The following is a 16136-nucleotide window of genomic DNA, read 5'->3' on the forward strand; positions in this document are numbered from 1 at the left end:
ATTTTAATTATAGGAATGATCCTTAGTTAAAAGTTTCTGTCATTTATTTTAATCGTTCTTCAACTGCTCTCGCGTGTGCTTCCAATCCTTCAAGTCTTGCAAAGGCCGCAATTTTAGGTCCATTATCTTCGATTGCTTGTTTGCTGTATGAAATGATGCTCGATTTTTTCGTAAATTCATCCACACTTAGCGGACTTGAAAAACGCGCTGTGCCGTTTGTCGGAAGGACATGGTTTGGACCAGCAAAATAGTCACCCACTGGCTCTGAGCTATAACGACCGATAAATATCGCACCTGCATGCTTGATTTTTCCTACCTGTTCCATAGGTTCCTTCGTCATAATCTCTAGATGTTCAGGTGCAAGTTCATTTACAACTTTAATGGCTTCATCTAAATCATTTGTGACATAAATTGCACCAAAGTCATTGATTGAAGCCCTCGCGATTTCTTCACGAGGTAGTACTGCTACTTGTTTTTCAACTTCTTCAGAGACTGCCTCAGCTAGCTTCAACGAAGGTGTTACAAGAATGCTTGAAGCCCGCTCATCATGCTCTGCTTGTGATAAAAGGTCAGCTGCGACTTCGTTTGGAAGAGCTGTCTCGTCTGCTAGCACAACAATTTCACTTGGCCCTGCAATCATGTCAATATCCACGTTTCCATATACTTCACGCTTTGCCAATGCCACAAAAATATTTCCAGGACCGACTATTTTATCAACAGCTTTGATTGTTTCTGTACCGAATGCCAGTGCGCCAACGGCTTGTGCACCGCCAACCTTATAGATTTCCTGTACACCAAGGATATCAGCCGCTACGAGTACACCAGCAGGAATTGTACCGTCCTTACCAGGTGGTGAAACCATCACGATTCGCTCGACACCTGCAACTTGTGCTGGAATGACATTCATTAAGACTGACGAAGGATAGGCTGCTTTTCCACCTGGTACATATACACCAACTGCGTCAAGTGGGGTTATTTTTTGGCCAAAAATCGTACCATTTTCCTGCATTATCATCCACGATTGTCGAACCTGTCGGCTATGATAGTCTCGAATATTATCAGCTGCTTCTTTAATGATTGGTACAAGGTTTTCGTCTAAGTTTTGATAGGCATCTCTCACATCTGATTCGGTGACTCTTAAATCCTCAAGTAAGACACCATCAAATTTTTCGGTATAGAAGCGAAGGGCTTGATCCCCTTCCTTTTGTACCGCAGCAAGTATTTCTAAAACTGCTTTTCTCTGTTCTTCTGTCCCACTATCAATTGTCCGCTTCAGTGAAACAGTATTGGTAACACGTTCTATTCGCATGCTGTGTCGATCCTTTCTACTGGGATACTACTTTCGATAGTCGTTCCACGATATCGTCAATTTGCTGATCCTTTAAGCGATAGCTTACTGGATTTACGATTAGACGGGAAGTGATGTCCGCGATATGTTCAAGCTCCACTAATCCGTTTTCCTTTAATGTGCGGCCTGTTGATACAATATCCACAATACGGTCGGCTAATCCAATTAAAGGCGCGAGTTCAATGGAGCCGTTTAATTTTATAATTTCCACCTGCTCCCCATTTTCACGAAAATAACTGGAGGCGACATTTGGATATTTCGTTGCAATTTTAGGTGCGACCCCTTTAATTTTCACTTCTGGAAGCCCCGCAACCGCGAGATAGCATTTGCTAATTTGCAAATCAAGTACTTCATACACATCTCGTTCTTCCTCGAGCATTACATCTTTTCCGGCAATTCCGAGGTCTGCCACGCCATGCTCTACATAAGTAGTTACGTCCATTGGCTTTGCTAGCATGAATCGAAATGGTTCATCAGGGACGTCGATTATTAATTTTCTGGAATCTTCAAATTCAGGTGGAAGCTTGTAGCCTGCTTTTTGCAAAAGCTGTGCCGCTTCTTCAAAAATTCGTCCCTTCGGCATCGCGATTGTTAGTTTGTCATTCATTTAAGCTTCCTCCTTTCTTGTCGTTCCTAAGAAAAAGGTGTTTTTGGCAAAAGCACTCGTGCACGCATCTACATCCTTAATTCCAGCGATATCCTGAAGAATAACACGTTCACCCTGTTCTCTCTTATTCATCGCAAAACGGATTGCTTCGTCTCGTTGTTCTGCACTAAAGATCACACAATGAATTTCCGGCTCATCCTGAGGTAAATCAAGTGCTTCCAGAAGACGGTCAATTCGAATTCCAAAGCCTGTCGCTGGTGCGGGACGATCAAATTTTTCAAATAAGTGATCATAGCGACCACCGTTTCCAACTAAAAAGCCAACATTTTCCGCATAAATTTCGAAAAGAATCCCTGTGTAATAGCTCATATGACTAACTAGATTGAAATCAACCTTAACATGCTCCGTTACACCGAATGCCTCTAACTTTTTCCAAAGCATTTCAAGCTCTTCGGCTGCCTTTTTTCCCTCTTCGCAATCAACTAGTTCTTTTGCTTTAGCGATTTTCGAGTCATTTCCTCTTAATTGTAAAAGAGAGAGTAAACGCTGTTTGTCAATGGATGAGAGAGGCAAACCTTTCACATGTTCTCTATAGCCAACATAATTTTTTTCATATAAATAGCGCTGAAGGATATCAGCTCTTGCTTCATTTCCGACAATCTCCATAAACAGTGCCTTTACATAGCCAATATGGCCAATAGGCACGGTAAAATTGGTAAGTCCCGCTTGCTTGAGTGAAGCAATCATAAGGGATATAACCTCTGCATCTCCACTTGTTGTCGTATCACCAATGTACTCAACCCCGATTTGCTCAAATTCGGCAGGTCTTCCACCCTCATGCTGCTGGGCACGGAACACATTTGCCGAATAAGCAATCCGTAATGGATACTCCCCTTTATATAAGCGAGAAGCTGCTACTCGAGCAATAGGAGCTGTCATATCAGGTCGAAGGACAAGTGTATGACCTTGTGAATCCAATAACTTAAAAAGTTGACGGTCAAGGATCGCCGATGCCTCACCGATTGTTTCATAGTATTCAAGTGTTGGAGTTTCAATAAATTGATACCCCCAGCGTTCGATTTGAGTGGACATTGCATCGCGAATTTTCTTTTTCGCTTCATATAAAGCCGGTAATGTATCTCTCATCCCTAACGGTTTTTCAAACATAAACACGATTTTCGTCACCACCAAAGTTTGTATTTATTTATTTTCTCATATTTTTCTAAAATTATCATTTTACTTTAGTTCGCTAATATACTACCAAGATAAAGTATATAATACACCTATCCCTAACATCCGTCAACGGAAATGTAAAAATGTAGTGGATTGGATTTTTATTGGTGTGAATAATGTGAATTTTGTGTATAAAAATGTGGACTCTGTGGGTATTGTGGATAAAAAAATAAAGCAACTGTAGATTGTGTGAATAAAGTGGATAAGTTGCTCGGAATTTTGTAAGCAAGAGAGGAAGAAAAGGAGACAGATGTTGGAAATAGAAAATTCACTAGAAGAAGGAGAAAGAGGAAAGGGGGAAATTGCATAAAAAAAGGAACCAACCCATATTCAATGGTCAGATTCCTCTTTCTCACGCAGTTCCCGTTGTTCTTTTGTATAAATCACTCTCATCGGGTTTCCGCCGACAAAGCTGCCGGCTGGGACGTCTCTGTGAACTAATGTGCCCGCTGACACAATCGCTCCGTCACCGATTTCAACGCCTGGCAGGATTGTTGAATTCGCACCAATCATGACCTCACTACCAATTTTGACGTCACCAAGTCTATATTCCTTAATCAAGTATTCATGAGCCAAGATCGTTGTATTAAAACCTATAACCGAGTTGCTGCCGACACTAATTTTTTCAGGGAACATAATATCTGGCACTACCATAAGGGCGAATGCCGTTTTTTCGCCAACCTTCATTCGTAAGAAGGTGCGGTACAGCCAATTTTTCATTCCTAAAAACGGCGTATAGCGCGCCAACTGAATGACAATAAAGTTTTTTACGACCTTCCAAAAAGAAACCGTTTTGTAGATTTGCCAAAGCGAATTGGGACCTGAAACATCATAACGTTTAGTTCGTCGTTTCACAATTTTTTCATCCTTTTACCAAAACAATATCTAATAGATCACTCATGTTTTCAAGCATAAAATCAGGTTTGTATTCCATTAAGAAGTCTTTCCCTTTATGAGACCAAGCAACTCCCGCAGTTTTTGTGCCTGCATTTTGACCGGCTACAATGTCCTGATAATTGTCGCCAACCATAATGGCTTCATCTGGGGTTGAGCCTAAAAGCTTTAAAGCCAACAATACTGGTTCAGGATCTGGTTTTGGATTTTTGACATCATCTAATGTAACGACGACATCAAAGAATTGATCAAGCTTTGTTAGTTTTAATCCCATATTAACTGTATTTCTTACCTTTGTTGTGACAACTCCGATTTTATAGCCTTTTTCCTTAAGTGTTTTAATCGTATCAAACACATCTGGAAATTCCGTTACGAGTTCGTCATGCTTTTCATGATTGAATCTGCGATATTCTGCAATCATTTCTTCGGCGCGCTCTGGGTCAACGGAAGAGAATGATTCATGTAAGGTTGGCCCATTGAACGGTAATATTTCCTCCCGCGTATAGCGACGCTCTGGGAAGTATGTTTCAAAAGTGTGCAAAAAAGATTGTAAAATCAGTTCATTTGTATCAATTAATGTTCCATCTAAATCAAATAAAAGTGTGTTAATTGCCATAAATAGGTTCCTTTCTGCTATTTTGCTCGACACGTTTCCAGATAAAGGCAACTGCCATCGTTAAAATGGTTGCCGTTATTATGCGTATCAACAGTAACGGTAATACCGGGATACCCAGTGGGATGAAAATTAGCGTATCCTCAACAACCGCGTGACAGGACACTAGGAAAATCAATGCCAATGTAACATCCTTCTTACTTACATTATCCTCTTTTACCGCCTGAATCATTACACCTGCACCTAAAGCAAGGCCGAACAAAATACCTGTTGCTAATGTCGTTGATGTATTTTCTTTCATTCCAAGTGCCTTCGTGACTGGAGCCATCCATTTTGAGAAGACATCCAACCACTTTAAATCTTTTAAAATTTGGATTACAACCATAAGTGGGATAACAATAATCGCTAATTGCAATATCCCAAATGATGCTTTTTCAATACCATTTAAGAGAATACTGCCCCAGCCAGTAATTTGTTCCTCTTTACCTGACACAAGTCCATATTTTGCTAGTTCACTACCACCATTCCAAACTAGATTAATAATAAAAGCAGAGCTAAACGCCAGACCAAGTCTCACTGCTACAATAATCCAAATCTTCATTCCTACTTTTGCAGCCACAGTAGACTCGATAATCATATTATGTGAGAATGAGAGCATGACGGCTAATATAAATACTTCTTTCACAGTTAAATCTAGGGTTAAAATGGCACCAATTCCCGCATAAAGGTTTAAAAAGTTTCCTAAAACTAGCGGTATGGCTGCATCACCTGATAAACCAAACCAGCCCATAATTGGAGCAATCCACTTAATCACCCAATCTAGCACAGGTGTATGCTGAAGCAATGTAACAAGCAGGGTAACAGGAAAAATTACCTTCCCCAATGTCCAAGTAGTCTTTAATCCTACTATGAAGCCTCTCTTGATCATGTCTAGCAAGTTTTCCCTCTCCCTTTAGTAAAATCAAATACGCCTTGGCGTATTTGCGCCCAGATTTTTTAGGCCCACACGATGTGGGTCACAAACACGTTGCCACAGGAAGTGGCGTTCTTAGTCTTTGATCTTACGCTCGAAAAGTTTCCTTTGAAAATCTGTGGCATCCGCCGGAGGCATTAACTTTATTCAGTCTGAGTTTACTCTTTCCCAGTAGCACCACCTAATTCAAATTGGATACAACTACTGAATAAAGTTATTTCTCTAAATAACGTTCATTTGAATACCCTTTTTTTCGTCGATAAACCAGTATGATGAGTGCTCCAACTATCGATACAATTGAAACCAACTGGGCCACTCGAATATCACCAAGCATTAAGCTATCTGTGCGCAGACCTTCGACAAATAGACGACCAATTGAATACCAAATGACATAGGTGAGGAACATTTCCCCACGTCGCAAATTGACTTTTCGAAGCATTAACAATAAAACAAAACCAACTAAGCTCCAAACAGACTCATATAAAAAAGTTGGGTGATAGTACACGCCTTTTATAAACATTTGGTCCATAATAAAGTCTGGCAGCACATTATAGAAGGTTTGGATATTTTCTTCCGCAATCGGGCCACCATGCGCTTCTTGGTTCATAAAATTCCCCCAACGCCCAATAGCTTGACCTAAAATAATACTTGGTGCTGCAATGTCAGCAATTTTCCAGAAGGAAATACCTTTTACCCTCGCAAACACAATTGCTGTTATGACGGCACCAATCAAGGCACCGTGAATGGCAATCCCACCCTCCCAAATCGCAATGATTTTGGAAGGATTTTGTGAATAATAATCCCATTTGAAAATAACGTAATAAATTCTTGCACTTATTATCGCAATCGGCACTGCAAATAGCATGAGGTCCATAAATGTATCCTTATGCAAGCCTCTGCGTTCTGATTCCTTGATCGCTAGATAAAGAGCAAGCATGGTTCCTAGCCCGATAATAAGTCCGTACCATTGAATCCGTAGTGCGCCCAGTTCTAAAAATGTTGGGTCTAATGGTTGTATGTTTCGATCCATTTTCTCAACTCCCTCGTTCAATTTGTCTACATGTCATCGTGTTCCCCATATTCGATTGCACTTGAAAGACGATTTGTAAAATCCTCTGCTGCGTTTAAGCCCATTCGTTTTAGACGGTAATTCATGGCTGCCACTTCTATGATAACGGCAAGGTTTCGCCCTGGACGAACAGGAATTGTATATTTCGTTAAATCAGTATCAATGATTTTCATTTTTTCTTCATCAAGCCCAAGTCGATCATATTGTTTTGTCTGATCCCAAAGCTCAAGGTTGATAACCAACGTAATTCGTTTAAAATTACGGATGGCTCCTGCACCAAATAGGGTCATTACATTGATGATACCAAGCCCCCGGATTTCAAGGAGATGCTCGATTAATTCTGGTGCACTTCCAATGAGCGTATCATCATCCTCTTGGCGGATTTCGACACAGTCATCTGCTACTAAACGATGCCCACGTTTTACAAGCTCAAGTGCTGTTTCACTTTTACCAACGCCACTTTTACCGATGATTAGAACCCCAACACCGTAAATGTCCACGAGAACACCATGAACCGCCGTTGTTGGTGCAAGTTTACTTTCTAAGAAGTTTGTAATCCTACTTGAGAGTCTTGTCGTTTTCATCGGTGACTTAATGACAGGAACGGATTCACGCTCAGATGCCTCGATTAACTCTGGAGGCACTGGCATATCTCGCGAAATAATAATTGCCGGTGTAATATCAGTACAAAGCTTCTCCATACGGTACACCTTTTCATCATGTGACAATTTCTCAAAAAAGGTCAGCTCTGTTTTTCCTAAAAGCTGGATCCGCTCTGCTGGATAGTAATTAAAAAAGCCAGCAAGCTCGATACCCGGTCTTGATATATCACTTGTAGTGATTGGGCGATTGATTCCCTCTTCTCCACTAATCAACTCTAATTTGAATTTCTCAATTAAATCTTTCGTACTAACTTTTGGCACATCCGTACCTCCTTGATTGTCATTCGTGTAGATTTATTTTAAAAAGCCTCGTTTTCTTGCTTAAACGGGCTTGTATATCATTAAAATGGTTTGTATTCAAACTCATTCTCCATTTTAGCATTTTTCTGTGTAACGCCAAAACTTTTCTTACTAAAATTGGGGAAGAATGTTCTGGATGTGGTTTTTGGTGAGGTGGCAGGGTTAAATTGTCTACTTACCTAATTATTTACGATGTGAGTTGATCGAGGACAATTTGGTTTAATACTCTGTGTGATTTGTCCACGAGTCGCTGGCTCAGAGACAATTTGATTGAAACTAGTTTGATTTGTCTTCGAGATACTTAATCAAAGAAATTAAAGACATTCCACTAATAGAATGTCTTTGTATTTCATCATTTCAGCAACGAGTATACATTAGTATCATACGCAACTCCATTTTGATACATATACCCTCGCAAAATACCTTCATGTTCAAAACCGAGCTTTTTTATTAAGTCATTTGATGCTTTATTCTCAAGAAATACAACCGCACCGATTCGGGTTAGGCCAAGTTCGTTAAAGCCATATGAGATGACACGAGAAGCAGCCTCAGTAGCGTAACCTTTTTGCCAGTAGCTAGGGTAAAGTTCGTAACCAATCTCCGCCCGTTTATGTTTAGGAGACCAAGCATTAAAGCCTATTGTCCCGATGAGTCCCTCTCCTTCATTTAATTCAATCCCCCATCTGATGCCTCGCTTTTCTTTATAGTTCTTTGCAACGAATTCCACAAACTGCTCCGCTTGTTTCAACTCAGTTAGAGGTTCTTGTCCGTAGAAACGTGTTACATCATGATTAGAAAAACAGTTAAAGATTTCTTGAGCATCACTATGTACAATTTCTCTTAATCTCAGTCTTTCGGTTTCTAGTATCGGGAACATTATTGAACTCCTTTTAATATATTTTTCTAACCACATAAGTAATTGCATTCGTTTTTAATAATATATTTCTACCATTTCGAATTATTTCATATTCTAGTGGCTTAACTAGTTGATTGATAACCTTCCATCCCTTATAGAAATGATTTAACTTATTTAACATATCTTCAGTTTTAAGATTTATTTCCATCAGCGCATCGAGCTTTTCATTCGTTTCCATATCAGTTTCGGATACTTCTGAATTTACAATGATACAATTGATACCTTCCTTTTTTGTACCTTGTGCCATTCCTTCTACAACTTTATCAAAAACAAGTTCGGAGGATACATGTTCAATACTCGATACGGCGACGATGAAATCAAAGTGATTTTTCATAATTTGATAATGTTCTATGTCTGCTTTTACTAGTTCGATGACGTCCTCTACCCCATACTCTTTAGAATAGTGACCTAGCTTTTCTATAGCCGAAGATAACAAATCAACACATACCACACTGCCCTCTTTGTTTTTGATTTCCTTAGCGATTGGGATGCTGTTTCTTCCGACTCCACAGCCTAAATCTAATACAGATAGATTCCTTTTATCTTGAAAAAAAGGTAGCAGGTCCATAACTGTTTTAACAGGCTTGTATAACCAAGAGCCCTCTTCAAACAATTTATAGTTTTCATAACAAAAATCATGGTATTTCTTTTCTTCTTCCCGAATAAATTTAATTTTGCTCAAAACATTCCCCCCTTTCCTGGTCCACCTTAATTAATATAAAGTTCAACAAAAGAAACACTAATCCTGCTTGGTTTAACACACGTAAAAATGCCTATCAAATTTGATAGGCATTATTTCTTCTTCTCCTGAAGTGGCTCGACGATTACTTTTTGAATCAGTAGGTTTAGTATGGATATAATGACAGCTGCCAATAATGCTGTTCCGAAGCCTTCGATGACGAAGCTGTCACCCATTAGGGATTGTGTTAGCATTAAGGTAATTGCATTGATTACGAATAAAAATAATCCTAATGATAGAACCGTTACAGGTAAGGTTAACAGAATGAGAATAGGCTTGACGATCACATTTAAAATCGATAGGATGATGCTTGCCGTAATCGCTGCGCCGATGCCTTCTAAATGAAAGGTATCGACATAGCCTGCGACAACCATGAGTACAATTGTATTTACAATAATGCTAGCAAGCCATCTCATTATTTATATACATCTCCTTCATTCGGCACAATAAATAACCAAACGAGATAAATGAGACCTAATGAACCAACACCTAAAATGAACCCAACGACCGCCAGAATCCGTAAAAGGGATGCATCAATTCCGGTGTAGTCTGCTAGACCACCAAGTACTCCTCCTAGCATTCGATTTCGTGTTGAACGATATAACTTCTTTTTCATAATAAACACCTCAAAGTGGTTTAATCGTAATAGATCCTGTTTTTGTTTCAGCAAATAGATGTAGCTTTTGCGCCTTCTCTTCATTTGCCTTGAAGCGAAGAGACTTCTGGACAACCTCGTTTTTCTCCTCAATGATTGACATCATTGGAAGCTCTGACTTAAAGTTACCAAGATTTGATTTTAACTCCCCATCAACCTGGTAGTCATTACTAATAAACATATCAATACCGCCTGTTGTTGTTTTTACAAATGCGGTGTGGCAGACATCCCCTTGAAGGTCGCACGTAATATTTCCGTTAAAGCTTTGGAGATCTACTTTTTCAAAAAGACCTGTTGCTGTTACTGTACCATTAATTGTTTCAGCTTCAAAATCTTTACTCGTGATTTGATTGGCTTTTATATGACCATTTGCTGTTTCTACTTCAACTGAATCAGTATCGAAGTTTGAGATGGTAATGGCCCCATTTGCAGTTTTTGCACGAAATTCCTTTACTCGTAAATTTCCCCCTGAAATTGGTCCATTAAACATGCGTGCCTTAATACTTTCATAGTTTTCCTGTGGAACATAGATTTTCGCATGAACCTTCATTTGCTTTTTTTGAATCGATAGACGAAGCGCGCCATTTTCAATCGAGAATAGGACATCCTCTAAAAAAGCCTTGCGGGCACGTTCCTGATTTTCAATGTTGTATACTTTTGCTTCACACTCAACACGAACATCCCGCTCTTCCCACGGAATAATGGTGATACTACCATTTGAAACATCTAGGTCAAGCTTGGTAATATATACGTCCTTATGTTGAAAGATATGTTTCACATCAACTGCAGTACCAAAATTAAAGTCAAGATCAAGGTCCTTGATTTTTTTTAGTGCAGTATCTATAAAATCCATAAATTTGTGTTTGGCTGTGCCTTTATGTTCATATGAACTATGTTGTTGTTGGGATTGCTCGAATTGAACCTGAGTTGATAGTTCGGTTTTTATGTCTTGTGCGGGATCCGCTGAATCTTCACCTGAATGCAGTTTTTCAATTAGAATAATGGCTTCCTCAGCTGTCAGTTTTCCTTCTTCAACTAGCTTTAAAATACGTTTTTGTTCCTCTTTCATAAGTAAATTCCTCCTTTAAAATGAATCATGGGCTAATACTTGAATTCCTTTCACAATGTTCCAAATCACAATTCCAATGTTAATAATGGCTAACAGGATGAAAATCAGCACCATGGCTGCTGCAAAAGCCTCCACCGACCACATAAAGAAAAACGGAATGATGATAAAAACGACTGTAGCTGCCGGAATAATATGTGAAATTAATGCATGGAGGGCATGCTTTTTAACTGCTGGATTTTGTACAAGAATATAAACGACGATTGGTAATATAAACCCTGCAAAGAAAATACTGAAGTAACACAACGCTGCTATTAATTTATCCGTATCCACTCTACATCTCCCCTTTACACCTCTATATACGAAACCTAATCAAGATTGGTTTCAACATTTTATAAAAATACGTCTGGAGACTTAGATGGCTGCAGGGCTACAGGTACCGCTCATGCTGTTCCTTTCACTATGAATTGTCTTCTCTATCAAAAAAATCCATTGGCCCCCCCAATGGATTTATTACTTAGGCTTTCTTTCTAAAAGCCCTCTAAAACTTTCACGGTAATGCCAGGCTAAAATTCCTTCAAAAAGAGTTATTATTACAGCTAATAATAGTAACTCGGAATCTACGAAAATATGAAAGGCCAAAATATTAACGATTAATCCTGCTAAAATCACCAAAGCCAACGGTACATATCTGCGAACGATCAATAGGATGCCTGCAATGATTTCAACGCCTTTTTCCAATGCTAATAAATAGCCATCCCCCAAAAATTCCATTGCAGCTGGACTTGTTGGAGCAAATGGCTCAAATCCAACCAAGACTACATACCCATTTAATCCAGCACCTAAAAAAATGGTTCCCAATAGAATCTCAATGATTCGAATCGTGATTTTCATTTTCGAGCCCCTTTTTATTAATTTGGTGTACCTTATTCCACTTTCCCCAGGAATATTCCTAATAAAATGACAAATTTGGTAGACGTAGAGAAACGATCTCCTTGTTACTTTTGCCTAACTCTCTTGTCAAAACTAATTACCGAATAGTATTATTCTATACTTCAAGATTACCATAATATTCTAATTTTAAGTTTAAAATCAGTAACTCTTTACAAAAAAATAAATATCCCGATTTGCTCTATGCAAATCGGGATTATGCTTTTATTTCGTAACAGTTTCTTTTTCTTTAATCAATTCCTTCATTCGCTTTCGGTCGCGTTCAAGGACTGGTTTTAGGTAGTGACCAGTGTGGGAGGCTTCGATTTTTGCAATTTCTTCTGGTGTACCTGTTCCTACGATGGTACCACCTTTGTCTCCACCTTCTGGTCCAAGGTCAACGATATAATCTGCTGTTTTAATTACATCAATATTATGCTCAATGACAAGGACTGTATCGCCATTTTCCACAAGTCTCTGCAACACCTTTAGTAGCCTTGAGATGTCATCTACATGTAGTCCAGTTGTAGGTTCATCTAGAATATAGAACGTCTTCCCAGTGGAGCGACGATGTAACTCAGATGCGAGCTTCACACGTTGCGCTTCTCCACCAGATAAGGTGGTAGCCGGTTGCCCCAATTTGACATAGCCTAAACCTACATCAAACAGAGTCTGTATTTTTCGTTTGATTTTAGGGAGGTTTTCGAAGAACATAACTGCTTCTTCAACCGTCATATCCAATATATCTGAGATGTTTTTATCCTTATACTTAACTTCTAATGTTTCACGGTTATAGCGTTTTCCATGACAAACCTCACAAGGCACATACACATCCGGTAGGAAGTGCATTTCGATTTTAATGATTCCATCTCCACGGCAAGCTTCACAGCGACCACCTTTCACATTGAAACTAAAGCGCCCTTTTTTATAGCCCCTTACCTTTGCTTCATTTGTATTCGCAAACAAGTCGCGAATATCGTCAAACACACCTGTGTAGGTAGCCGGATTGGAACGTGGTGTTCGTCCAATCGGAGACTGGTCGATATCAATCACTTTGTCTAAGTGCTCAAGGCCCTTTATCGTCTTATGTTCACCTGGCTTGCTTTTTGCACGGTTTAGCTTTTGCGCAAGAGATTTATGAAGGATCTCATTTACTAATGTACTTTTACCTGAACCAGATACACCTGTAACCGCAACGAACATTCCTAAAGGAAACTTCACTGTTACGTTCTTTAGGTTATTCTCCTTCGCTCCAACAACTTCGATATAGCGGCCATCTGGTTTTCTTCTTTCAACGGGAAGCGGAATGAATTTTTTACCTGAAAGATATTGACCAGTTAAGGAATGGGAATCCTCCATTACTTCTTTAGGAGTTCCCGCTGAGATGATTTCCCCTCCGTGAGTACCAGCCCCAGGGCCAATATCAATTAAATAATCTGCTGCAAGCATGGTATCTTCATCATGCTCTACCACAATTAACGTGTTCCCGATATCCCTCATGGTTTTTAATGTATCAATGAGGCGGTCATTGTCCCGTTGGTGCAGACCGATTGAAGGCTCGTCTAAGATATAGAGAACCCCTGTTAATCGTGAACCAATTTGGGTAGCAAGACGAATCCGTTGCGCCTCACCACCAGACAGAGTTCCTGCTGCCCGACTTAGCGTTAAATAATCAAGTCCTACATTATCTAAGAACCCCAGTCGTTCCTTGATTTCTCTGAAAATAAGGTTGGCAATCTGCATATCCTTTTCAGAAAGCTCAATATTAGAGAAAAACTCTAAAGATTCGTTAATGGAAAAGTCAGTAATATGTGAAATATGTTTTCCGGATATTTGAACTGCAAGGCTTTCTTTTTTCAAACGATGACCTTTACAGGATGGACAAGGCTTTTCACCCATGTATTTTTCCATTTGCTCACGAATATAATCGGAGCTCGTTTCTTTGTAGCGTCTTTCGACATTTCGAAGTACGCCTTCAAACTGAATATAATTTTCACGAACCTGGCCCCAATCATTTTCATAATGGAAAAAGATTTCCTCGCCATCACTTCCATATAAAACCTTATCCATTAAATGCTTCGGTATATCCTTAACCGGCATATCCATATCTATACCGTAATGGTTGCACACTGCTTCAAGCAATTGCGGATAATATTGTGAGCTAGTCGGCTCCCAAGGAGCTATTGCATGCTTGCGAAGTGATAAATCCCAGTTTGGAATAACGAGATCAGGATCAACCTCAAGTTTACTTCCTAAACCATCACATTCAGGACACGCACCAAATGGGCTATTGAAAGAGAACATTCTTGGCTCAAGTTCACCAATTGAAAAACCACAGATTGGGCAGGAATGCAGTTCACTAAATAATAGCTCCTCTTCGCCCATTACATCAATAATGACCCTTCCTTCTCCAAGACGAAGTGCTGCTTCAAGAGAATCAGCTAGCCTTGAAGTTACTCCCTCTTTTACCACGATACGGTCAACAACAACTTCGATTGAATGTTTTTTGTTTTTTTCAAGTTCGATATCGTCAGAAATCTCCAGCATTTCTCCATCGACACGAACTCTCACATAGCCCTGTTTTTTAATATCCTCTAAAACTTTTACATGCGCTCCCTTTCGTCCTGATACAACAGGAGCAAGTACTTGGAGCTTGGTCCGTTCAGGATATTCTAAAATCCGGTCAACCATTTGTTCAATGGTTTGAGAGGTGATTTCAATCCCATGGTTTGGACAAATCGGTTTACCGACACGCGCATATAATAAACGTAAATAATCATAGATCTCTGTAACTGTTCCAACGGTTGACCTTGGGTTACGGCTTGTTGTTTTTTGGTCAATTGAAATCGCTGGGGAAAGCCCTTCGATTGAATCGACATCTGGTTTATCCATTTGTCCTAAAAATTGACGTGCATATGCGGAGAGAGACTCAACATAGCGTCTTTGTCCTTCCGCATAAATGGTGTCAAACGCAAGGGAAGACTTCCCTGAACCAGATAGGCCAGTGACCACAACCAATTTGTCTCTTGGAATCGTAATGTCTATATTTTTTAAATTATTGGCCCTTGCGCCCTTCACAACAATTTTATCTAATGCCATGTATCTGTCATCCTTCCGCTTTTAACTCCAAAATTAAATCACGTAATTCAGCTGCTCGTTCGAAATTAAGTGCTTTAGCAGCTTCTTTCATTTCTTTTTCCATGTCAGCAATGACTTTATCGCGTTCCTTCTTCGTTAATCCTGTTAACTTAGGTGCTGCTTCATAGTTTTCTGTTTCTTCTGCCGCCACCGTAGCTCGAATGACATCTCGTATTTCTTTCTGTATGGTCTGTGGAGTAATACCATGCTTCTTGTTATATTCCTCTTGAATCTCACGTCGTCGTTTTGTTTCATTAATCGCGATTTCCATTGAATTCGTGATCTTATCCGCATACATGATGACTCTTCCGTTCGCATTTCTTGCTGCACGACCAATTGTCTGGATAAGCGAACGTTCTGATCGAAGAAAACCTTCCTTATCCGCATCAAGTATGGCGACAAGTGAAACCTCCGGAATATCTAATCCTTCCCGAAGCAGGTTAATTCCAACAAGGACATCATATTTACCCATTCGAAGGTCGCGAATTATTTCAATCCGTTCAAGTGTTTTAATTTCTGAGTGTAAATAATTCACCTTAATCCCAATATCCTTCAGATAGTCCGTTAAGTCCTCAGACATTTTTTTCGTCAAGGTAGTCACGAGAACACGTTCATTTTTGTTAACGCGATCTTGGATTTCACCTAATAAATCATCAATTTGGCCTTGAATTGGCCGAACATCTATAATCGGATCAAGCAGTCCAGTTGGGCGGATGATTTGTTCCACCATTTCGTCAGTATGCTCAATCTCATAAGGTCCTGGTGTTGCTGAAACATTGATGATTTGACTTATATGTTTTTCGAACTCCTCAAAACGTAATGGGCGGTTATCCAATGCGGATGGAAGTCGGAAACCGTGATCGACTAATACTTGTTTTCTTGCTTGGTCACCATTGAACATTCCTCGAATCTGTGGCAATGTAACGTGCGACTCATCGACAACAATTAATAAATCGTCAGGAAAATAATCCAATAATGTATATGGTGTTGAAC

General features: G+C 39.6%; 17 protein-coding genes. All 17 read right to left on the reverse strand.

The window, feature by feature from the left end:
• Positions 1 to 43: 43 nt before the first annotated feature.
• Positions 44 to 1309 carry a histidinol dehydrogenase gene (gene hisD, locus V7138_RS21335; protein WP_335401333.1) on the reverse strand — a complete coding sequence of 422 codons (1266 nt, stop codon included), beginning with the start codon at positions 1307 to 1309 and terminating at the stop codon, positions 44 to 46.
• A 16-nt stretch (positions 1310 to 1325) separates the two neighbouring features.
• The gene (hisG, locus tag V7138_RS21340; RefSeq protein WP_335401336.1) at positions 1326 to 1955 is read right to left on the reverse strand and encodes an ATP phosphoribosyltransferase; all 630 of its coding nucleotides are present in this window, start codon (positions 1953 to 1955) and stop codon (positions 1326 to 1328) included.
• Positions 1956 to 3128, reverse strand: coding sequence for an ATP phosphoribosyltransferase regulatory subunit (locus V7138_RS21345; RefSeq protein WP_335401337.1), 1173 nt, complete (start codon positions 3126 to 3128; stop codon positions 1956 to 1958).
• Positions 3129 to 3518: 390 nt separating this feature from the next.
• A complete protein-coding gene (locus V7138_RS21350) occupies positions 3519 to 4043 on the reverse strand; it encodes an acyltransferase (protein WP_335401340.1) in 525 nt (174 codons plus the stop codon).
• A gap of 7 nt (positions 4044 to 4050) precedes the next feature.
• Positions 4051 to 4698 carry a pyrophosphatase PpaX gene (gene ppaX / locus V7138_RS21355; protein WP_335401342.1) on the reverse strand — a complete coding sequence of 216 codons (648 nt, stop codon included), beginning with the start codon at positions 4696 to 4698 and terminating at the stop codon, positions 4051 to 4053.
• Positions 4688 to 5623: a nucleoside recognition domain-containing protein gene (locus V7138_RS21360; protein ID WP_335401386.1), complete on the reverse strand. Its 936-nt coding sequence runs from the start codon at positions 5621 to 5623 to the stop codon at positions 4688 to 4690. Before V7138_RS21360 ends, ppaX begins: the two co-directional genes overlap by 11 nt.
• 259 nt (positions 5624 to 5882) lie before the next feature.
• Complete coding sequence (gene lgt, locus V7138_RS21365; protein ID WP_335401345.1) at positions 5883 to 6698, reverse strand: prolipoprotein diacylglyceryl transferase; 816 nt, start codon at positions 6696 to 6698, stop codon at positions 5883 to 5885.
• Between the two features lie 26 nt (positions 6699 to 6724).
• The gene (hprK, locus tag V7138_RS21370; RefSeq protein ID WP_335401347.1) at positions 6725 to 7660 is read right to left on the reverse strand and encodes an HPr(Ser) kinase/phosphatase; all 936 of its coding nucleotides are present in this window, start codon (positions 7658 to 7660) and stop codon (positions 6725 to 6727) included.
• Between the two features lie 391 nt (positions 7661 to 8051).
• Positions 8052 to 8576 (reverse strand): GNAT family N-acetyltransferase, encoded by a 525-nt coding sequence (locus V7138_RS21375; RefSeq protein WP_335401349.1) that lies wholly within the window; start codon positions 8574 to 8576, stop codon positions 8052 to 8054.
• Positions 8577 to 8589: 13 nt separating this feature from the next.
• A complete protein-coding gene (locus V7138_RS21380) occupies positions 8590 to 9297 on the reverse strand; it encodes a class I SAM-dependent methyltransferase (RefSeq protein ID WP_335401351.1) in 708 nt (235 codons plus the stop codon).
• A gap of 110 nt (positions 9298 to 9407) precedes the next feature.
• Positions 9408 to 9770: a phage holin family protein gene (locus V7138_RS21385; RefSeq protein ID WP_335401354.1), complete on the reverse strand. Its 363-nt coding sequence runs from the start codon at positions 9768 to 9770 to the stop codon at positions 9408 to 9410.
• A complete protein-coding gene (locus V7138_RS21390) occupies positions 9770 to 9970 on the reverse strand; it encodes a PspC domain-containing protein (protein ID WP_335401356.1) in 201 nt (66 codons plus the stop codon). The genes V7138_RS21385 and V7138_RS21390 overlap by 1 nt, the downstream gene beginning before the upstream one ends.
• Before the next feature lie 10 nt (positions 9971 to 9980).
• Positions 9981 to 11078: a DUF4097 family beta strand repeat-containing protein gene (locus tag V7138_RS21395; RefSeq protein ID WP_335401359.1), complete on the reverse strand. Its 1098-nt coding sequence runs from the start codon at positions 11076 to 11078 to the stop codon at positions 9981 to 9983.
• A 15-nt stretch (positions 11079 to 11093) separates the two neighbouring features.
• Positions 11094 to 11408 carry a DUF4870 domain-containing protein gene (locus V7138_RS21400; protein ID WP_335401361.1) on the reverse strand — a complete coding sequence of 105 codons (315 nt, stop codon included), beginning with the start codon at positions 11406 to 11408 and terminating at the stop codon, positions 11094 to 11096.
• Positions 11409 to 11588: 180 nt separating this feature from the next.
• The gene (locus V7138_RS21405; protein ID WP_335401363.1) at positions 11589 to 11969 is read right to left on the reverse strand and encodes a hypothetical protein; all 381 of its coding nucleotides are present in this window, start codon (positions 11967 to 11969) and stop codon (positions 11589 to 11591) included.
• A gap of 261 nt (positions 11970 to 12230) precedes the next feature.
• The gene (uvrA, locus tag V7138_RS21410; RefSeq protein WP_335401364.1) at positions 12231 to 15104 is read right to left on the reverse strand and encodes an excinuclease ABC subunit UvrA; all 2874 of its coding nucleotides are present in this window, start codon (positions 15102 to 15104) and stop codon (positions 12231 to 12233) included.
• A gap of 7 nt (positions 15105 to 15111) precedes the next feature.
• The coding region (locus V7138_RS21415; RefSeq protein WP_335401366.1) for a helicase-related protein at positions 15112 to 16136 on the reverse strand (1025 nt) is incomplete at its 5' end.

The organism is Bacillus sp. JJ1533, assembly GCF_036965045.1.
Lineage (GTDB): Bacteria > Bacillota > Bacilli > Bacillales > Bacillaceae_L > Ferdinandcohnia.

Excerpts from the sequence above, each read along its gene's own strand:
- lgt (WP_335401345.1), bottom strand. The coding sequence starts at position 6,698 with ATGGATCGAAACATACAACCATTAGACCCAACATTTTTAGAACTGGGC.
- hisG (WP_335401336.1), bottom strand. The coding sequence starts at position 1,955 with ATGAATGACAAACTAACAATCGCGATGCCGAAGGGACGAATTTTTGAA.
- V7138_RS21390 (WP_335401356.1), bottom strand. The coding sequence starts at position 9,970 with ATGAAAAAGAAGTTATATCGTTCAACACGAAATCGAATGCTAGGAGGA.
- V7138_RS21385 (WP_335401354.1), bottom strand. The coding sequence starts at position 9,770 with ATGAGATGGCTTGCTAGCATTATTGTAAATACAATTGTACTCATGGTT.
- V7138_RS21360 (WP_335401386.1), bottom strand. The coding sequence starts at position 5,623 with ATGATCAAGAGAGGCTTCATAGTAGGATTAAAGACTACTTGGACATTG.
- ppaX (WP_335401342.1), bottom strand. The coding sequence starts at position 4,698 with ATGGCAATTAACACACTTTTATTTGATTTAGATGGAACATTAATTGAT.
- V7138_RS21375 (WP_335401349.1), bottom strand. The coding sequence starts at position 8,576 with ATGTTCCCGATACTAGAAACCGAAAGACTGAGATTAAGAGAAATTGTA.
- hisD (WP_335401333.1), bottom strand. The coding sequence starts at position 1,309 with ATGCGAATAGAACGTGTTACCAATACTGTTTCACTGAAGCGGACAATT.
- V7138_RS21395 (WP_335401359.1), bottom strand. The coding sequence starts at position 11,078 with ATGAAAGAGGAACAAAAACGTATTTTAAAGCTAGTTGAAGAAGGAAAA.
- V7138_RS21405 (WP_335401363.1), bottom strand. The coding sequence starts at position 11,969 with ATGAAAATCACGATTCGAATCATTGAGATTCTATTGGGAACCATTTTT.
- uvrA (WP_335401364.1), bottom strand. The coding sequence starts at position 15,104 with ATGGCATTAGATAAAATTGTTGTGAAGGGCGCAAGGGCCAATAATTTA.